Origin of the sequence: Agrobacterium tumefaciens (assembly GCF_009649785.1) — a bacterium.
GTDB lineage: Bacteria > Pseudomonadota > Alphaproteobacteria > Rhizobiales > Rhizobiaceae > Agrobacterium > Agrobacterium tumefaciens.
The window spans coordinates 55,293-74,039 of the sequence record NZ_WJOK01000007.1; the positions used below are offsets into that span (position 1 = coordinate 55,293).

An 18,747-nucleotide genomic window follows, 5' to 3' on the forward strand; every position below is an offset into this window, starting at 1 on the left:
GGTCACCGAGCCTGCTACTTTTGATTCCGACAGCCCTGATCGTCAATCGCCCTTTTCTATCGGGCGGATGCAGGCGCGACGGCACGACAAAAACCCCGGGGACCGAAGTCCCCGAGGCTTTTGTCCGGTCCGCCGCACCGAATAATCAGAGCTTGCCGTTACGCTGCTGGATCATCATGAAAGTATCGAAAGTATATTCCGCAAGCTGCATCCACAGGTAACCCTCGCGCTTGAAGGCGACCTGATCCTCGTAGATCTTCTTGAAGTCCGGGTTGGTTGCTGAAATATTGGCATAGACTTCCAACGCCGCCTTATAGCAGGCCTCGAGGATTTCCTGGCTGAAGGGCCGCAGCACGGCACCCTCCGAAACCAGCTGCTTGATGGCGATCGGGTTTTTCGCGTCGTATTTCGCCATCATGCTGGTATTGGCGAAAGCGCAGGCATCCTGCAGCACCGTCTGGTAGTTCTTCGGCAGGCTGTTCCACTTGTCCAGATTGACGAAGGAATGGATGACCGGTCCGCCTTCCCAGAAGGCCGGGTAATAATAATATTTCGCCACCTTCTGGAAACCGAGCTTGTGGTCGTCATACGGACCAACCCATTCGGCGGCATCAATAGTGCCTTTTTCCAGCGCCGGATAGATATCGCCGCCGGCGATCTGCTGCGGGACCACGCCGAGCTTTTCCACCACCTTGCCGGCAAGACCGGCAATGCGCATCTTCACGCCCTTGAAATCGTCGACGGTGTTGATTTCCTTGCGGAACCAGCCGCCCATCTGGGCGCCGGTATTACCTGATATCATGCCGTAGAGATTGTGCTTGGCGTAAAACTCGTTGAGCAGCTTGTTGCCGTTGCCTTCGTAGAACCAGGAATTGGTCAGGCGGGCATTAAGACCGAACGGTATCGCCGTGCCGATAGCGAAGGTCGGATCCTTGCCGACGTAATAATAGGAGCAGGTATGGCACATCTCCACCGTACCTGATGATACGGCATCGGCCGCCTGCAGGCCGGGCACGATTTCGCCAGCCGCAAAGGGCTGGATGGTGAAATTGCCGTCGGTAGCGGCCGCCACATGTTTGGCAATATCCTCGGCGCCGCCATAGATCGTATCGAGCGACTTCGGAAACGAAGACGTCAGTCGCCAGGTGATCTTGGTATTCTGTTGTGCAATTGCGGGCGCAGCCAAGGCTGTCGCAGCAGCCCCCGCCAGCGCACCTTTTTTCATAAAGGAACGGCGATCCATCTATATCCTCCCAGATATCAACGCTGCCCGCAGCTTGAATTCCCCTCGTGCTGTTCAGGCATCGCAGCAAAGTAAGCACGGTTACCGCCCAGCTGACAAGCACCCGCGCCAAGAATTAATTGCCGGAAAACCAGCCATATCAGGATTTTTTCGGCGGCCTCTTCGCTATTTTATTTGCAACTGAAATATCGCGACGCCGCCTTATACTTTAGCCGCATATATTGCGTTCCGAGGACGAAACACATGCTTGACTTGGCCCGCTGGCAGTCGCACAAATTTTCGAAGATTCGCCCGCGGAGCCACCATGCCAAAACCGATTATCGCCGTCCCCGCCGACATCCGGCATTTCACCGGAGCCGACTGGCACGCCGCGCAGAACCAGTATCTTTCCGCGGCGCTGAGGGTGGCTGATGTCATGTCCTTCATCGTTCCGGCCTTCGAGGACGGCAATGAGGTCGATGCCATCCTCGACCGGGTCGATGGCCTGCTCGTCTCCGGCTCGGCCACCAATGTCCACCCTTCTCTCTACGGAAAAGAGGCAAAGGAGAGTGACGGCCCGTTCGATCCAGCCCGCGACGCCACCAGCCTGCCGCTGATCCGCCGGGCGTTGGAGCGCGGCATTCCGATGCTTGCCATCTGTCGCGGCATTCAGGAGCTGAACGTCGCGCTGGGCGGCACGCTTGCTTCCGAAATTCAGGAACAGCCCGGAATATGGGACCACCGCAAGCCGGAACATGAGGACCGCGACGTGGCCTTCGCAATCCGCCAGCCGGTGCATGTGCGCGAAGGCTCCTGCATTGCGCAGCATCTTGGCGTGTCGGGAGAAATCCAGATCAATTCGCTGCACCGGCAGGCAATTGCCGAGACCGCGCCACGGCTGCAGGTGGAGGCGACGGCGGCAGACGGCACGATCGAGGCCGTTTCCGTCATCGATGCCAAGGGCTTTGCCGTTGGTGTGCAATGGCACCCGGAATATTGGGCCGAGACAGACGCACCCTCGCGCGCTTTGTTTGAAGCTTTCGGCAAGGCAGTTCACGACTACCGGAACAGCAAGACCTGAAACCGACCCCTCCCCTCCAAGGCCATTCAGGTCCTTGTCGATAGGACAAAAAAAGGGGCAAGCCTGAAGGCCTGCCCCAGGTCCGGGAGGAGGAGTGCTTAGCGTTTTGCGCGTTTCTTCTGGCGGTAGACGTCAGCGACGACCGCAGCCACGATGATCAGCCCCTTGACGATCTCCTGGTAATAGGCATCGACCCTGAGGAACGTGAAACCGGATGTCATGACACCGAGAATGATGGTGCCGATCACTGTGCCGGTAATACGGCCAGCACCGCCGGCGAGCGAAGTGCCGCCGATAACGGCCGCGGCGATGGCGTCGAGTTCATACATCACACCCATGCCGGCCTGGGCCGTCTGTGCACGGGCAGCGGTGACGACACCAGCAAGACCGGCCAGCATGCCGGCAATGGCATAGACCTTGATCAGATGCGCCTCGATATTGATACCGGAAACGCGGGCGGCCTGCTGGTTGGCGCCGATGGCATAGGTGAACTTGCCGTAACGGGTGTAACGCAGCGCAACGTGGAAAATAACCGCGACGACGAGGAAAACCACGACCGGCCAGACACCTGTACCGATGAAGGTGAAACCGTCGGTCAGACCGGAAATCGGTTGGCCCTTGGTGTACCATTTGGAAAGGCCGCGAGCCGTCACCATCATGCCCAGGGTTGCGATGAAGGGCGGGATTTTCGTGCGTGCTATAAGCTGCCCGTTGATGAAACCGGCCAAAGCGCCAGCCAGAATGCCGACAGCCAGCGGCATGAAGAAAGGCAGATCGGTCAGACCCGGATAAAGCGCCCGCGGCCATGTGGAGGACTGCCCCACGCTGGCAGACAGCATCGCCGTCAGGCCGACGACCGAACCGGAGGACAGATCGATGCCGCCGGTGATGATGACCTGCGTGACGCCGACGGCGATGATGCCGATGACGGACACCTGCAGGATCATGATCGTCAGGCGCTGCTGGTTCATCAGAAAGCTCTGGCCGATGAAAATCCAGCCAAGAATTTCGTAAACCAGCGCGATGCCAATCAGCACGAAAAATATATTTGCTTCGGGCGGTATGCGCCTGTGCGGCTTGCGTCCGGATTTTGCATCCAACTCTGCGTTGGCGGCGGCGTTCGTATTCATAGTCATTCCTCCTCGAGAAATCCCGGCGCGCCTCACCGCGATGCGAGATCCATCACTTTCACCTGTGTGGCTTCACTTCTGTCAAGGAAGCCCGTCACGCGACCTTCATGCATGACCATGATACGGTCGCTCATGCCCAGAACCTCCGGCATTTCGGAGGAAATCATGATGACGGCGACGCCATTGCGCGCCATCTCGCCAACCAGCTTGTGGATTTCGGCCTTTGCGCCAACATCGATCCCGCGCGTCGGCTCATCCAGAATGAGGATGCGTGGCTGTGTCAGCATCCAGCGCCCGATCAACACCTTCTGCTGATTGCCGCCCGACAGGTTTTCGATGCGCTCGTAAAGATTGGGCGTCTTGACCCGGAGCTTGCGGCACATGTCGTCGCAGGCTTCCGAAAGCGTCTTTTCCTGCACGAAGCCGTTGGCGACATATTTGTCCTGTAGAACCGCGATCTGCATGTTCTCAAGAATATTGAGGATCAGCAGGCAGCCGGTATCCTTGCGGTCTTCCGTCAGGAACGCCATGCGGTGACGGATCGCCTCTGTCGGACTTGCGATCGACACAGGCTTGCCGTTGATTTCCACAGTGCCCGAAGACGCCGGCGTAACGCCGAACACCGTTTCCGCCACGTTCGAGCGGCCAGAACCGACAAGGCCGGCGACACCTAGAATTTCCCCGGCGCGAACATCAAATGACACGTCATGGAAGACGCCGTTCAGCGTCAGATTTTTGACCGACAGCACCACATCGCCGATCGGAACCTCTTCCTTCGGGAACATCTGGGTAATTTCGCGCCCCACCATCATGCGGATGATGTCGTCTCGCGTCACATCGGTGGACGCGTGGGTGCCGATATATTTGCCGTCGCGAAAGACGGAAAACTCATCGGCGATCTCGAAAAGCTCATTCATCTTGTGAGTGATGTAGACGATGCCGATACCGCGGTCCCTGAGGTCGCGGATGATGCGGAACAGATGTTCCACCTCGCGCTCAGTCAACGCTGACGTCGGTTCGTCCATGATGAGAACGTCGGAGTCGTAGGAAACCGCCTTGGCGATTTCGACCATCTGCCGGCTTGCAACCGATAGTTCGCCGACACGCATTTCCGGATCGAGATCGATACCGAGCCTTTCGAGCAATGTCTGGGTGCGGCGATACATTTCGCCATGGTCGATAAAGCCCAGTCGGTTTTTCGGCTCTCGGCGAATCCATATATTTTCCGCCACCGTCATATAGGCCATCAGGTTGAGTTCCTGATGGATCATCGCAATGCCGTTTTCGAGCGCATCAAGCGGTGAATCGAGGCGTATCGCAGCGCCCTTAAGCCGAATTTCTCCGACATCCGGCTGGTAGATACCTGCCAGAATCTTCATCAGCGTCGATTTACCGGCGCCATTCTCACCCATCAGCGCATGCACGGTGCCGCGCTTGAGGTGGAACGAAACGTCATCCAGCGCGACAACGCCTGGAAATTCCTTGCGTATGCCGTCCGCTGCGAGAAGATATTCTGCATTGGGCACGGCGCCGCTGGCGCGCACGGCGGCCATTGTCGATGGGCTGACGACCATCTTATCCTCCACGATAGACAAAAATGACCGGGGGAAGAGGTTTCGCCAAAAGGCGCCCATCCTCCGGGGAGGCCTACAGCGCCGTGCCGATCAAGACACACATAAGCGCTGTAAAACTTTGAATTCACTGAAATACTATTCTAGCCTGGTTTAACTCGGCGTCTGAGACGCCGACTGCCGTCCAGAACCGGCATTTGCTTCCGATATTGCTTGAAACGGTCGCAAATGCCGGTAAAGGGTCGTCAGTTCTTGGCTACGTAGTCCTTGACGTTTTCCGGGGTAACGAGCTGGAAGGGAATGTAGACCTTCTTGTCAACCTTGTCGCCCTTGACGAGCTTCAGTGCGGCATCGAGAGCACCCTTGCCCTGGCCAGCTGCATCCTGGAAGACCGTCACGTCGAGATCGCCTGCCTGCATGGCGGCAAGAGCGTCTTGCGTGGCGTCCACACCGGCAACGACATATTCCTTCATGTCCTTGCCCGCGGCCTTCAGAGCCTGGATAGCGCCGATCGCCATTTCATCGTTATTGGCAATGACGGCATTGAACTCGATACCGCCGGACAGCCAGTTGGTGACGAGGTCGGAACCCTGCGTGCGCTGCCAATTGGCCGTCTGCTCTTCAACCACGGAAATGCCCTTGCATTCATCGGTTTTCAGAACATCGTGAACGGCCTGCGTGCGCATGCGCGCGCCCTGATTGGACAACTCGCCCATCATGATCACGGCCTTGCCCTTGCCACCGAGAAGGCGGCAGACTTCCTTGGTTTCAAGCGTGCCGGCCACAGTTTCTTCCGATGCCACGAAGGCCTGGCCGTCTGGCAGGGAATCCACATTTACCGGCTGGCGGTTGACGTAAACCAGCGGAATCTTGGCTTCAGCAGCAAGTTTCGACATGGCCGCCGTCGCATCCGTATCAACCGGATTGACGATGATCGCATCGACCTTGGAGGCGATGAAATTCTGGATCTGGCTCTGCTGCTTGGCAACGTCGTTCTGCGCGTCCTCAACTTGCAGGGTGACGCCCTTCAGCTCCTTGGAATAATCCTGCATGCCGTTGCGCAGCACGGTCAGGAAGTTGTCGTCGAACAGGGCCATCGAAACACCGACGGTCTCGGCATGTGCCGCCGTGCCCAAAAGCACAGACATAGCCGCACTGATAATAAGCTTTTTCATTGTTTTCTCCTCCTCGGTGTCCAGCGCCACCTCTCCCAGCCGGAAACGGACCCGAGAGCCCGCCGCTAACTCCTCACATCCAGAAAACGGAATAATGAAACCGAATTTCTGTTGTTCGATATATTTATTCCATTTTTGGTTCGAACGTCAATGCTTTCTTCGTGGCCGTGAAACGAGACGGCACACAAGGCGGTGATGACCAGGAGTTTTCAGAGAAAACGGGGATAGCCCCCTCCGCCCTGGCGTGGGCGGAGGGGGCTCATGCGCTTGCTGAGCACTTTCGCGGAAGTCGCTGGGCTGCCTGCGATAAAACATCACAGACAAATGGAAGAGTTGGACGGGCGCGAAAGACGCGCCACGTCTTAATCGTGAAAACCGGGCATCACATCCGTCGGAATGGGGCAGACATAATCACTACCCTCGGTTTTCTCCAGCCATTCTTTTTTGACACTTTCAAGCAGCTCGGGCGAGGTCATCAGCGAAAGACCTGTCGATGCGAGCGTCTTGGCGGCGTGTGCCATAGCTTTGTGGGCGGCCGGGCTTTTGCCCTGCGCCACCACCTGCCATGTATGCGGATTGGTCCCGATTGCCCATGCGGGCGTCCAGCATTGCGCTGTCGGCGTCACCCAACTGACATCACCGACATCGGTCGATCCGGCACGAAAATGCGACTGCCCCTCGAAATCGCGCAGGCCGAGATGCAGCGGCGTCGACCCGTCGATCTTCCCGTTGGAAAAGACGTCGCCCTTGATCTGGTAGAGCCGGATGCTGCTTTTGATCGCCTCTTCCGTGAACGTGTCCTGAATGACCTTGGCGAAGGCCTGATCGGCCTCGTCGAAGGCTATGGGTCCAAGCGCCACCATGTTTTCATGCATCGCCGTTTCGAGCGTGATGTTGGGCAGGAGATTGGTGGAGGCGGTATCGAAAACGATCTCCACCTCTGTTTCGGTCATCATGGCCGCGCCACGCGCGACCTTGTCCACACGGGCTGCGAGATCGAGCGCCTGGCGCATTTCAGGTGCGCGGATCAGATAGAGCACTTCGGCCTTTGCCTGCACCACATTTGCCGCTTTGCCGCCGGCATCGGTGATCGCATAATGCACCCGGCAATCCTGCGGCATGTGTTCGCGCAGGAAATTGACGCCGACATTCATCAGTTCAACGGCATCGAGCGCCGAGCGACCAAGATGGGCGGCGTTGGAGGCATGGGAAGCAACGCCCTTGAAACGATAAAAATATTCCAGCACCGCGAGATTGTTGGTGGAGCGCACGCCGTTGAAGGGCGCGGGATGCCATGTCAAAGCCGCATCGACATCGTCAAACAGACCGGCGCGCACCATGAAAGTCTTGCCGGAACCGCCCTCTTCGCCGGGGCAGCCATAATAACGCACCGTGCCGGGCAGGTTGTTGGCTTTCAGATGCCGGGCAAGTGCGATAGCGGCCATCAGCGAGCCGACGCCGAGCAGATTGTGGCCGCAGCCATGGCCGGAGGCGTCGGGTTGAAGCGGTTTTGCCTCGGCCACGCCGGCCATCTGGCTCATGCCAGCAAGCGCGTCAAATTCGCCGAGGAAGGCAATAACCGGCTTGCCGTGGCCGAATTCACCGATGAAGGCCGTGTCCATGCCAGCTACACCGCGGCGGACCACAAAGCCGTTCTCCTCAAGCGCGTTTGCTAGAACCCCGGCAGATTGCCTCTCCTCGAATTTGAGTTCGGCAAAATCCCAGATGCTGTCGCTCAAAGTGGTGAAATGTGGCTTCATTGACTCGATTTCGGCGGCAATCGACATCACAGCTTCACGGTTCATGGCTTGTCCTCGCATTCCTGCCCTTTAAGGGCGCACGCAAACGCTTCGGCGGGGGGCCGCCAAATCATTACGGTCATGATGGAAAATGCCCGCGCCGGGCTTTGCTTCCGGCGCGGGCAATATTGGATCAGTTGTCGACCGAGACTTCCCAGAGGCGGGCGTTCGACTGCCAGACCGGCTGACCCTTGAGCTTCTTGGTCGCGCCCCAGACATCGACCATGTCGTAAAGGAAGATGCCGGGCATTTCCTTCAGCATCAGTTCGTGAAACTCGTCGAAAATCTTCTGGCGCTTCGCCTGGTCGGCCTCAACATAGGCAGCCTTCATCAGCTCGATCGCCTTCGGATCATCCCACATCAGGGAGGCGTTCTTGTCCTTGTTACCGACGTAGAATGCATACATCAGGGCCGGATCGAGACGCGGCGCGACAGACTGCGAGATCACCTGATAATTGCCGGAACGGCGACGATCCACCTGCGTGGCATAGTCCAGCACCTCGATCTGTACGTTCAAACCCGCCTGCTGCATCATGGCCTGCGCCATGACGGCTGCCGGAAAACTCGGCACATTGCCGCGTTTGTTGGCGATGATTGAGATCGGCTCGCCCTTGTAACCGGCTGCCTCCAGTTCCTTCTTGGCTGCCTCGATGTCATAGGCCGGACGCTTCTTCTGGATTTCATCGAAATAGACCGAGTCCTGCGAAACCATCGAGCCGTTGGCTTCGCCCGTACCGTTCGATGCGGCGGCGACCAGTTCATCGAGATCAAGCGCCATCGCCATGGCGCGGCGCACGCCTGGATTGCTCAGCACCTTGTCGCGGGTCTGAATATAGAAAAGGTTCTTGCCGTTGTTGCGGGCAACAATGAGCTGCATCTTCTCATTCGTCTTGAACTCCGGAATGAGATCGGGAGAAATCTCGGCGGTGTCGAGCACGCCGGATTCGAGGCCCGCCTTCACGGTCGAGGCGTCCGGAATAACCATGAACTTGATGCCGTCGGCCAGCGGCCGCTTGGAGCCGACCATGCCATCCGGCTTGCCGTCATTTACAGGCGAAACATAATCCGCGAATTTGGCGAGGCGGATATATTCACCCTTCTTCCATTCGTTCCACTGGAACGGACCGGTGCCGATGGGCTTGACGAAGTTGCCGTCAGCGGCAACAGATTCCGGCGAGATCATGCCGGTATAACCGCATTCGGGCCGCGACATCAGGCCGAGGAAAACGGCTGACGGCTTTTCAAGCGTAATCTGAACCGTGGAGGCGTCCGTAGCCTTGACGCCGGTGACATGCGCGGCACCGCCTTCCACGAAATCATTCAGGCAGGCCCATTTGGTTTCGGGCTTCAGATAGCGCGTCCAGTTCCAGACGACATCTTCTGCGGTGAGCGGCTTGCCGTTATGGAATTTCACATCCGCGCGCAGCTTGAACGTATAGGTGAGGCCATCTGGCGAAACCTCGAAGCTCTCGGCAAGCAGCGGCTTTACTTCGCCGCCATTGTTGTAACCGACGAGGCCTTCGACGATGTGCAGGATCACCCCGTCCGTATTGCCGTCACGATTGACGCCGGGATTGCTGCTGCGCAGATCGGAGCTCTGCGCGATGGTGATGTCGCGAGCCGCCGCGATATTGGCTGTTACGAGCAGGGCCACGCCTGCGAGAAGAAGTTTGTTCACTGTTCTACCCTCTTTGTTGTCGTTGATTATCATTGTTGAAAGCCGTCCCAGCAGGCCTGCGCCAGCCGGCCGATCGTTTCGAGCGCGATGGTGTATCCCGGCGTGCCGTCAGGCATCACCTGCGGCACTTCATCGGTATAGGCGGTGATGATGAAAGACGGCGCGCCGTTTCTGTAGACGATGCCGGCGTCCATACGCCCGCGCTTGCCGCGTCCGCTCTTGCTCGCCACCACAGCCTCGAACGGCAGGCGGGAGCGGATTCCGTAGCGCAATATCTGGTTTTTCAGCGTCTGCATTGCCCAGCCGCACAATTGCGGACTGCAGCCGAGCTTTGCCTGCGCCTCTGGCGAGGACTGGGCATCAAGAATGGCCTGAAGCAGCAGCACCTGGTCCGCCGCCGAGGTGGTGGTGACGGTCTTCAGCGGATGATCGGCCGCCAGCGCCAACGGCGGAATGAGGAAACGGTGGTGGGTATTGGCCATGCCGAGCGTCTTGCAATAGCTGTCCACTTCCTCAAGCGTCAGCCGCTCCAGCACCATCTTGGTGCAGACATTGTCGCTCAGCACCATCATGCCGGCGAGCGCATCGCGCAGGGAAATGACGATGCCCGGCGTCAGATAGCGGAACATGCCGCTGGCCACCTCTTCCGCCAGCCTCTTCTCGTAGGTGACCGGCTGGTCGAGATCGAGCCGCCCTTCGCTGGCCGCCTTGAGCACGGCCATCATGATCGACGTCTTGCGGGTGCTGCCCGATGGGGTCTCCTCGTTTTCTCCCCGTCCGATCTCTTCGCCGGTCAGGAGATTGCGCACCATGAAGCGCGTCACAAAAGGCTGTGCATCACAGATAGCATTCAGTTGGGCAGCCACAGTCATTGTCATGTTCCTGTTAAACTTCTTCTTCCAGACGCCATTTGAGTGTCACACCGCCCTTTTCATTCTGGTCGAGGGCGGGAATGGCCGAGAGGAGCCGGCGTGTGTAGGCCTCTCTCGGGCTGTCGAAAATCGTGTCGCGGTCGCCCTCTTCGATGATACGGCCGTCCTGCATGACGACGACACGGTCGGCCACCTGTTCGACCACGCCGAGATCGTGGCTGATGAACAGGCAGGAAAAGCCGTAACGTTTCTGCAGATCGGAAAAGAGATCGAGCACCTGCGCCCGCACCGTCACGTCAAGGGCGGAAACCGGTTCGTCGGCGATCAGGAACCGCGGACGGCGGGCAATGGCACGGGCAATCGCCACGCGCTGGCGTTGGCCGCCGGAAAGCTCGTGCGGATAACGGCTGGCATAGTCTGCGCCGAGCCCCACCTCTTCCAGCGTTTCCAGCGCCCGCTTGCGCTTGGCAGCCTGATCCAGGCCGGAGACGAGACGCAACGCCTCCTCCACCAGCGCCTGAATGGTCATTCGCGGATCGAGCGAGGAATAGGGATCCTGAAACACCATCTGGCAATTCAGGCGATAGTCGTTCCAGTCTTCGTTGCGTTCCCGCCCCTGAAACTGGATCTGCCCTTCGCTTTCCTTTACGAGACCGGCAATGGTGCGGCCAAGCGTGGTCTTGCCGGAGCCGGAGCCACCGACCAGTGCCACGACTTCACCCTCGTGAATATCGATGCTGACCCCATGCAGCGCCCGCTTCGGCTTGGCTTTCTTCAGCAGTGACTTGCGTCCGGCATAATCGACAACAATGTTTCGGGCTGAAATCATCGGCGCCTTGCTGGTGTCGACGATACGCGGCTCGCCCCGGAAGGGCAGAGAGGAAAGCAGCTTTTTCGTATAGGGATGCTGCGGCGCATCGAGCAGGTCTTCGGTGCGACCCTGTTCGACAATCGCGCCCTTCTCCATGACCACGATACGGCTCGTATAGCGGGCCACCATCGGCAGGTCATGGCTGATGAGAAGGACGGCTGTTCCCTCCGCCCGTGTCAGTTCGACCATCAGCTCCATGACGTCGCGCTGGATGACGGCATCGAGCGCCGTCGTCGGCTCGTCGGCGATCAGCAGCGCCGGTTTCAGGAGCATGACCGAGGCCAGCATGATGCGCTGGCGCATGCCGCCGGAAAACTCATGCGGATAGGCAGCAAGCGCCCCTTCGGGATCGCGGATACCGACCCGTCTCAGCATCTCGAGAATTTTCTCGCGGCGCTCTTCCGGCGAAAACTTGGTGTGAAGGATCAGGCCTTCTTCCAACTGCCGGCCAATCGTCATCGACGGATTGAGAGAGGTCATCGGCTCCTGGAAAACGACGCCGATTTCCGCGCCGCGCAGGCGGCGAAGTTCCCTTGCCGGCAGGGACATCACGTCCCTTCCTTTGTAGATGACCGATCCGCCGATGACGGCAATTGCCGGGGGCAGAAGCGAGATGAGCGCGCGGGTGGCCAGCGTCTTTCCCGATCCGCTTTCGCCGACGATGCCGAAGATTTCGCCAGGCGCAATATCGAAGGAAACATCCTTGACTACCCGGTGGCGGCTTCCCGCGACCTCCAGCGAAAGGCCGCGCACGGTAAGAAGAGTATTGTCCGTCATTTGAGACCTCTCATGCGCGGGTCAAGCCTGTCGCGAAGGGCATCGCCCAGAAGATTGATGCCGAGCAGTGTCAGCGCGATGCAGAGACCGGGGAAAAGCCCGAGCCAGACGGCCTGCTGGATGAAGGGCCGGCCAGCGGCCAGCATGTTGCCCCAGGTGGGGGCCGGCGGTGGCACGCCAAGGCCGAGGAAGGACAGTGCGCTTTCCGAGAGGATTGCCCAGCCGAACATGGATGTGGCAAGCACCGTGATCGGCGCGATGCAATTGGGCAGGATGTGGCGGAACATGGTGTAGATCTCGCCATTGCCCATCACCAGCGATGCCTCGATGAACTCGCGCTCACGCAGCGACAATACGGCGCCACGCACCACGCGGGCCATGGACGGCGTGTAGGCGATGCCGAGCGCAAAGATGATGCCGTACTGGTTGGCACCAAAGACCGCGAGAAGGCCAAGCGCCAGGAGAATGCCGGGAAAAGCGAGAAGCGCATTGTTGATGGCCATGATGACGCCATCAACCCAGCCGCGCGCATAACCACTGACAAGACCGATCAGAGTGCCGCAGATCGTCGCGAAGCTGACCGTCAGGAAGCCGATCCAGACGCTGGCACGCGCGCCGACCATCAGGCGGCTGAGAACATCGCGCCCGAATTCGTCGGTGCCGAGAAGATGGCTGGGACCGGGCGCGGCCAGCCGCGAGGCGAAACCGAGCTTCATCGGATCATAGGGCGTCCAGAACAGGCCGGTAATGGCGGTGATGAGCAGGAGGCCGATGAGAACGCCGCCGATAAGCCCGTTGAGTGTGAACTTTTTCATTCGGCAACCACACGCGGATCGAAGAGGGGATAAAGAAGGTCGACGAAGAGATTGACCAGCACGTAGGACAGGGAAACGAACAGCAGGCAGCCCTGTATGACGGGGTAGTCACGCGCAAAGATACTGTCGACCATCAGCCGCCCGAGCCCCGGAATGGTAAAGACCGTCTCGATGACGGCGATGCCGCCGAGAAGATTGCCGAGGATGAGGCCGATCATTGTCCATGTCGGACCAAAGGCATTCTTGAAGGCGTGCCGCCAGAGGACGGCACTCTCCGAAAGTCCCTTGGCGCGGGCATGGGTAATGTAATCCAGCCGCAGCACTTCAAGCGTGGAGGCGCGGGCCATGCGGATCAAGACACCCATCTCGTGGATCACCAGCGTCATGACAGGCAGGACGAGATAGAGCATGCCGCCAACGAGATTGTCGCTGATCGACACGTATCCCAGCACCGGCAGCCAGCCGAGCTTTAGGCCGAAGAACAGCAGAAGCAGAAGCCCGAGCCAGAATGTCGGTATGGACAAAAGCAGGGTTGCCGTTCCAACCAGTGCAAGATCGGTCAGGCTGTTCTGTTTCCAGGCGGCGATCACACCCGCCGGAACCGCAATCAGGCTGGCGAGCAGAACGGCGACGACGACGATCTCGGCACTGACGAGGAACCGCGACACGACCAGCGGCAATACTGCCTCGTCGTTGACGATGGACCGGCCGAAATCGCCCTGCACCACATTGCCCGCCCAGATGACGAACTGTTGCGGCATGGACTTGTCGAGACCAAGCTCTGTTCTCATCGCCTCGATCTGTTCCGGTTGCGCCATGTCGCCCAGCATCAGGGCGGCAGGATCACCCGGAATGAAGCGGATGAGCGCAAAGACCGTGATCGACACAAAGGCGATCGTCGGCAGCGCCATCAAAAGACGGCTCAGTATGAATCTTATCATCGGTTCCCCACGATTGATGGCCGGGAACGTGCTCCCGCCTCTATCGGTTTCGTTGCGAATGACTATGACGGATTGATAAATAACGCGCAATATTATGCATAAACGTCATATGCCTATGCAGAATGGTGGCACGTTTCATCCTGACAGGGACAATGAGATTTCTCGCGAAAAACCCTGTTTTCAGTCGATTTTTTGCGAAAGCTGGATTTGCTGCTTCAAGGCGTCGCTGAGTGCCTGCGCCGCGATGGACAGCGGTGCGCCCGAGGCCCGGGCAAGACCGAACTCCTGGGTTGATTGCGGAATGAAGGGCAGCGCCACGACGGGAAGGTGCCTGTAGAGGTTAGCATAAAAACTGCTGATGATCGTAACGCCCAGACCATGCGCGACATAGGCACATGCGGAACTGTTGGTGTGGGTCTCGATCTTCACCATGGGCTTGACGCCCGCTTTCTTGAAGACCTGCTCGAGCGCCATGCGGTTCGGCCGCTGCCGGCCGATCAGAATGAGCGGAATGTTGCGCAGGTCCTTCACCGTTATCTCGGCAAGCTCGGCTAAAGGGTGATCCTGACGGACCACGCAGACGCTTTTGCCGGTGGCGACACGCTCGACATCAATGCCCGGTCCAATCTCACCTTCCATGCGCAGGAAACCGAGGTCGATCACCCGCTCGCCAACCAGCCTGTTGATGGCGGTGGTCGTTTCAAAGAAAGTCTCGATGCGCACGCCGGGGAAATCCCTGACATAGTCTATCAGCATGGCGGGCGCGAAGTTCTCCCACATGCTGCTCGGCAGGCCGATGCGGACGATTTCCGGACCGGCAGCACCATTGCGCAGATCTTCGGCATGGCCGGACATGCGATCGACAGCAAGCAGCACATTTTCCGCGTCACGCGCGAGAAGCGCTGCCTCCGGCGTCGGGATCAGCCGCCCCTTGTCACGGGCAAACAGCGTCAGCGACAGGTCCGCCTCGAGCTGAGCCAGAAGCCGGCTGATACCGGACTGGCTTAGCCCCATGGCCTTGGCGGTGGCGATGGTCGAGCCGGTGGAAAGAAGCGTGCGAAGGACTTCGAGCTGCTTGATATTCATGAGGCCAGCACCATGGGATGAAAGGACGAGCCGGTTTCGGTTCAGACCTTTTGCCGCCGATAGGCCTTCATGTCACCGGTTTTTTTAGCATTGTCATTCGGCCCGGTCGGTCGCCGGTTACAATTCCACGTCATAGACCCTGTCGTGGGTGGCAACACGGGCCTCTCCTGATGGAGTCACCCAGCCACGGAACATGCCGGGCGTATTATAGGGTGCGGCAATGCCACCTTCGGCATCGATGGCGACAAGACCCGCACCGATATCGTAGGGCGCCAGATCCTTGTGGACGAGGTTGCCGGCGGCGGTTTCCAGATCCTGCCCGAGATAGGCGACACGGGACGCGATCTCATGGCCGACGACGTAACGGATGAAAAATTCACCCTTGCCGGTGCCGGAAACGGCGCAGGCGCCGTCGCGTGCATAGGTGCCCGCCCCGATCACCGGGCTGTCACCCACCCGGCCGTCAGGCTTGTTGGTGTAGCCGCCGGTGGATGTCGCGGCTGCGAGATGCCCAGCAGCATCGAGTGCCACGGCACCGACGGTTCCGTGTTTTTCGTTTTCCGTCGCTTCCGTACCTGCGGTGGCATGGGCCTTCATGGCCGCCAGCGCCTCGACACGCTTTTGCGTGGTGAAGTAGGATTGAGGCTCCGTGGCAAGCCCCTTCTCCTTCGCAAACCGGTCAGCCGCTTCACCGGTGAGATAGACTGCGCGTTCATCCTCCATCAGCGCCCGGGCCGCCTTTACCGGGTTGCGGATGGCGCGGGAGGCGCTGATTGCGCCTGCCGCAAGGGTCTTGCCATCCATGATCGACGCGTCGAGTTCGTGAATGCCATTCTCGTTGAGCGCCGCCCCATGGCCTGCGTTGAAATGCGGGCTGTCCTCCATAACGACGACTGCCGCCTCAACCGCTTCCAGCGCAGTTCCGCCAGCCTTGAGCACACCATAACCGGCGCGCAGTGCCACCGCCAGATCGTGGCGCGCCGCTTCCCATTCCTCCGGAGTCATGCTGTCTTCCGGCATAACCCCGCAACCACCGTGAATGGCCAGTGCGATCTTCGTCATATCCTCACTCCACTGTTGCCCCGCCACAGGCAGGGCCTCTTACCATCAATGAAAGGCGATATCGCCGATAACACGCACGCGGACCCTGCGAGCGCCGCCAGGCAGATAGGCGATGGGAATATCCTCCACCTCAAGCGTCTTGAGGCTCGCGCGCTCCGCTCCCGAAGCGACCGCTGCGTTCTGCGCTTCGGTCTCGGCTTTCGCAAGGGCTTCGTCGCGGCTCAACCCGGAAAAGACCTGATCTACCTCACCGGACACCTGCGCCATCGCTGCGCCGAGCGCATTGGCAACGCCTGCATTTTCCACACGAAGCACCTCGGATGCGCCCGGCACCTGCTCCGGTATCAGGAATGCGCCGCCGCCGACCGCAACCAGCGGCACGTCTTCGGCTGATGTCTTCATCTGGTCGAAACTGTCGGCCACCATGTCGCGGATACGGCCGAGCGTCGCCTGCACGAATGCCGGATCGAGGCCCTTCACACGATCCCTGTCACCCATCTCGATCAGGCCTGCCGCAACGGCGATATCCGATGCCGTCAGTGTCTCGCCACCGAAAACGCGGGCTTCGGTCAGGATGCGATACCCAACCGAGCGCGGGCCGATCTTGCCTGTCTGCGGGTCGACAATGGTGCCGCCGCCCAGTGCTACAGGTAGAAGATCGGGCATGCGGAACAGGGTGCGGACCCCGCCAATATGGACAATATTATTTGCCTCACGCGGAAAACCACCGACAAGGCAACCAATATCGGAGGTGGTGCCGCCGACATCCACCACCATGGCATCGGAAAGCCCTGTGAGAAAAGCCGCACCACGCATCGAATTGGTCGGGCCGGAAGCGAAGCTGTGCACGGGGTTTGCGGCAGCCACATCCGCAAGCGCCACGGTGCCGTCATTCTGTGTAAGATAAAACGGCGCCTTTACACCTGCTTCGCGCAGCGCATCCGAAAATGCCTGTACCGTGGTCCTGCCAAGCGTCTGCAAGGCGGCATTCAGAAGTGCGACGTTTTCGCGCTCCAGAAGCCCGATACGGCCCAGCGTATGGGAAAGCGTGATGCGTGCGTCGGGGATCACCGAACGGACAATCTCTGCCGCCCTCACCTCGCACTCCGTGGTCAGCGGCGAAAAGGTTGCCGAAATGGCGATCGAGGTAATGCCTGCATCGCGGATTTTCATCGCCGCTTCACGGACTTCATCCGGGATCATCGGCACCAGCGGACTGCCATCGTATTCATGGCCACCATGAACCATGAAGATCAGCGGATCGACGGCCTCGTAGAGATCCTTCGGCCAGTCGCACATGGGCGGCAGTGAAGAACCGGTCGGCAGCGCGATGCGGATGGCCGCAACTCGCTCCAGCCGGGCGCGCTCCACGACAGCATTGGTGAAATGGGTGGTGCCGATCATAACCGCATCGATCGGGCGATCTGCCGCGCCGACATGGCCAGACACGTGAGCGAGGGCCGCCTTCACGCCGGACAGGACATCCTGCGTGGTCGGAACCTTGATCGAGGCAACGATGGCGTCTCCATCGATCAGAACGGCATCCGTATTGGTGCCGCCAACGTCAATACCGATGCGTTTCATGGGAATACCGATCTGAAATCAATGTCATAACCGAAGGCACGCGGGCCAACGGCAGCAATGCCGGCAGGCGTCGTCAAGAGTTCCGGTGCCGGCAGGGCGATAACCGTGACACGCTGGCCATAGCGCACCGATTCCGTGCCGATGGCGCTGCCCGAAACAGTGTCGAGAAGGCAGATCAGGTCCGGCGTCATGGCGACCGGCTGGCCGTCGCGGAAGGCGACCGCCCACTCGTTCTGGAAGGCAAGTTCCATGCGTGAGCCGCGATCGGCGTCGATGCCTTCAATGGTCGTACTGCCGCGCAGAAAGCCACCGGTGGTCTCGCGGGCGACATCCACCACCTTGCCGCGGAACAGCTGTTTGCCACCCTCATGGTTGAGAACCGCCTGAACCGGGTCATCATGGCGTGCACGCGCCTCCATCACCGCGCGCCCGAGTTCGGTCGCCTTTGTGACGGTGTAATGAATGCCCCATTCCTTCACTTCCTTGCCGGTGCGCGGCGCCTTGCAGGTGGCGGCGGTGGAACCAACTTCGGTGCAGACCTTGCGCGAGATGCGCTCCATCCATTTCCACGATGCAGCGCGTGTCACGATCACCTCATTGTCTCGTACATCGACCAGCGATAATGGAGACATCGGCAGATTGCCGATGGCGAATGAGGTCATCTGCGCTTCGGGATAAGCACGTCCCATGGCATCGGCATTCACGACGGGACGGTCGAGCATGGCGGCGGCGAGGAAGGACGATAACGCATTCGAACCGCCGATTTCCACGCTCATGATCGCCCGGAAAGGCTTGCCGAGATAATCCTCCATGACCTCGACCGCGCGGGCAAGATGAACGGGGTCTCCCAGCCGTTCCTGACCAACAAGCGGTGCACCCATCTTGGAGACGACCGCAACCATGTCGTCATCAGCAAGCGCCATGGGGTCCATGACCTTCACCCGTCTGCCTTCGGCATAAAGACGGCGCAGATTGAGCGTCGAGATATAGGGATTGCCTCCACCGCCCGTTCCCAGAATCCAGGCGCCGGTGGCAAGAGGTTCGATATCGTCTTCGGAAAATTCCTGGATCATGCGTCATCCT

The 18,747-nt window shown here is 59.5% G+C and carries 15 protein-coding genes; 1 reads left to right on the forward strand and 14 read right to left on the reverse strand.

All coding sequences use genetic code 11. The features are described from left to right. Positions 1–145 precede the first annotated feature (145 nt). Positions 146–1,243, reverse strand: a complete 1,098-nt coding sequence (locus GH784_RS09285; protein ID WP_003510986.1) for a TRAP transporter substrate-binding protein — start codon at positions 1,241–1,243, stop codon at positions 146–148. Positions 1,244–1,547: 304 nt separating this feature from the next. On the opposite strand from GH784_RS09285, the gene GH784_RS09290 reads away from it, so the two are divergent. Beyond that, positions 1,548–2,303: a gamma-glutamyl-gamma-aminobutyrate hydrolase family protein gene (locus tag GH784_RS09290; RefSeq protein ID WP_065704194.1), complete on the forward strand. Its 756-nt coding sequence runs from the start codon at positions 1,548–1,550 to the stop codon at positions 2,301–2,303. A gap of 98 nt (positions 2,304–2,401) precedes the next feature. On the opposite strand, the gene GH784_RS09295 is transcribed toward GH784_RS09290, so the two are convergent. The 13 genes from GH784_RS09295 to GH784_RS09355 all read right to left on the reverse strand — a co-directional run bounded on the left by GH784_RS09295 (position 2,402) and on the right by GH784_RS09355 (position 18,737). Next, a complete protein-coding gene (locus GH784_RS09295) occupies positions 2,402–3,433 on the reverse strand; it encodes an ABC transporter permease (protein ID WP_003510990.1) in 1,032 nt (343 codons plus the stop codon). 32 nt (positions 3,434–3,465) lie between these two features. After that, the gene (locus tag GH784_RS09300) at positions 3,466–5,007 is read right to left on the reverse strand and encodes a sugar ABC transporter ATP-binding protein (protein WP_003510992.1); all 1,542 of its coding nucleotides are present in this window, start codon (positions 5,005–5,007) and stop codon (positions 3,466–3,468) included. Positions 5,008–5,249: 242 nt separating this feature from the next. Beyond that, positions 5,250–6,179: a sugar ABC transporter substrate-binding protein gene (locus GH784_RS09305; protein ID WP_003510994.1), complete on the reverse strand. Its 930-nt coding sequence runs from the start codon at positions 6,177–6,179 to the stop codon at positions 5,250–5,252. 362 nt (positions 6,180–6,541) lie between these two features. Beyond that, on the reverse strand, positions 6,542–7,984 hold the full coding sequence (locus tag GH784_RS09310) for a M20 family metallopeptidase (protein ID WP_065704195.1): 1,443 nt from the start codon (positions 7,982–7,984) through the stop codon (positions 6,542–6,544). 127 nt (positions 7,985–8,111) lie between these two features. Continuing rightward, positions 8,112–9,656 carry an ABC transporter substrate-binding protein gene (locus GH784_RS09315; protein WP_065704517.1) on the reverse strand — a complete coding sequence of 515 codons (1,545 nt, stop codon included), beginning with the start codon at positions 9,654–9,656 and terminating at the stop codon, positions 8,112–8,114. Between the two features lie 29 nt (positions 9,657–9,685). Further along, on the reverse strand, positions 9,686–10,528 hold the full coding sequence (locus tag GH784_RS09320; protein WP_065704196.1) for a serine hydrolase: 843 nt from the start codon (positions 10,526–10,528) through the stop codon (positions 9,686–9,688). A 13-nt stretch (positions 10,529–10,541) separates the two neighbouring features. Then, complete coding sequence (locus tag GH784_RS09325; protein WP_065704199.1) at positions 10,542–12,176, reverse strand: ABC transporter ATP-binding protein; 1,635 nt, start codon at positions 12,174–12,176, stop codon at positions 10,542–10,544. Continuing rightward, positions 12,173–12,991 carry an ABC transporter permease gene (locus GH784_RS09330; RefSeq protein WP_003511004.1) on the reverse strand — a complete coding sequence of 273 codons (819 nt, stop codon included), beginning with the start codon at positions 12,989–12,991 and terminating at the stop codon, positions 12,173–12,175. Before GH784_RS09330 ends, GH784_RS09325 begins: the two co-directional genes overlap by 4 nt. Next, positions 12,988–13,932: an ABC transporter permease gene (locus tag GH784_RS09335; protein ID WP_003511005.1), complete on the reverse strand. Its 945-nt coding sequence runs from the start codon at positions 13,930–13,932 to the stop codon at positions 12,988–12,990. Before GH784_RS09335 ends, GH784_RS09330 begins: the two co-directional genes overlap by 4 nt. A gap of 180 nt (positions 13,933–14,112) precedes the next feature. After that, the gene (locus GH784_RS09340; protein WP_065704200.1) at positions 14,113–15,018 is read right to left on the reverse strand and encodes a LysR family transcriptional regulator; all 906 of its coding nucleotides are present in this window, start codon (positions 15,016–15,018) and stop codon (positions 14,113–14,115) included. Positions 15,019–15,135: 117 nt separating this feature from the next. After that, positions 15,136–16,080: an isoaspartyl peptidase/L-asparaginase family protein gene (locus tag GH784_RS09345; RefSeq protein WP_065704203.1), complete on the reverse strand. Its 945-nt coding sequence runs from the start codon at positions 16,078–16,080 to the stop codon at positions 15,136–15,138. Positions 16,081–16,125: 45 nt separating this feature from the next. Further along, positions 16,126–17,664, reverse strand: a complete 1,539-nt coding sequence (locus GH784_RS09350) for a hydantoinase/oxoprolinase N-terminal domain-containing protein (protein WP_065704205.1) — start codon at positions 17,662–17,664, stop codon at positions 16,126–16,128. Continuing rightward, the gene (locus GH784_RS09355; protein ID WP_065704207.1) at positions 17,661–18,737 is read right to left on the reverse strand and encodes a DUF917 domain-containing protein; all 1,077 of its coding nucleotides are present in this window, start codon (positions 18,735–18,737) and stop codon (positions 17,661–17,663) included. The genes GH784_RS09350 and GH784_RS09355 overlap by 4 nt, the downstream gene beginning before the upstream one ends. Positions 18,738–18,747: the final 10 nt, after the last annotated feature.

What these genes read in the sequence shown, in the direction of transcription:
- GH784_RS09285 (WP_003510986.1), bottom strand. Translation starts at nt 1,243, where the DNA reads ATGGATCGCCGTTCCTTTATGAAAAAAGGTGCGCTGGCGGGGGCTGCT.
- GH784_RS09300 (WP_003510992.1), bottom strand. Translation starts at nt 5,007, where the DNA reads ATGGTCGTCAGCCCATCGACAATGGCCGCCGTGCGCGCCAGCGGCGCC.
- GH784_RS09335 (WP_003511005.1), bottom strand. Translation starts at nt 13,932, where the DNA reads ATGATAAGATTCATACTGAGCCGTCTTTTGATGGCGCTGCCGACGATC.
- GH784_RS09330 (WP_003511004.1), bottom strand. Translation starts at nt 12,991, where the DNA reads ATGAAAAAGTTCACACTCAACGGGCTTATCGGCGGCGTTCTCATCGGC.
- GH784_RS09295 (WP_003510990.1), bottom strand. Translation starts at nt 3,433, where the DNA reads ATGAATACGAACGCCGCCGCCAACGCAGAGTTGGATGCAAAATCCGGA.
- GH784_RS09290 (WP_065704194.1), top strand. Translation starts at nt 1,548, where the DNA reads ATGCCAAAACCGATTATCGCCGTCCCCGCCGACATCCGGCATTTCACC.
- GH784_RS09355 (WP_065704207.1), bottom strand. Translation starts at nt 18,737, where the DNA reads ATGATCCAGGAATTTTCCGAAGACGATATCGAACCTCTTGCCACCGGC.
- GH784_RS09345 (WP_065704203.1), bottom strand. Translation starts at nt 16,080, where the DNA reads ATGACGAAGATCGCACTGGCCATTCACGGTGGTTGCGGGGTTATGCCG.
- GH784_RS09305 (WP_003510994.1), bottom strand. Translation starts at nt 6,179, where the DNA reads ATGAAAAAGCTTATTATCAGTGCGGCTATGTCTGTGCTTTTGGGCACG.
- GH784_RS09340 (WP_065704200.1), bottom strand. Translation starts at nt 15,018, where the DNA reads ATGAATATCAAGCAGCTCGAAGTCCTTCGCACGCTTCTTTCCACCGGC.
- GH784_RS09320 (WP_065704196.1), bottom strand. Translation starts at nt 10,528, where the DNA reads ATGACTGTGGCTGCCCAACTGAATGCTATCTGTGATGCACAGCCTTTT.
- GH784_RS09325 (WP_065704199.1), bottom strand. Translation starts at nt 12,176, where the DNA reads ATGACGGACAATACTCTTCTTACCGTGCGCGGCCTTTCGCTGGAGGTC.
- GH784_RS09310 (WP_065704195.1), bottom strand. Translation starts at nt 7,984, where the DNA reads ATGAACCGTGAAGCTGTGATGTCGATTGCCGCCGAAATCGAGTCAATG.
- GH784_RS09350 (WP_065704205.1), bottom strand. Translation starts at nt 17,664, where the DNA reads ATGAAACGCATCGGTATTGACGTTGGCGGCACCAATACGGATGCCGTT.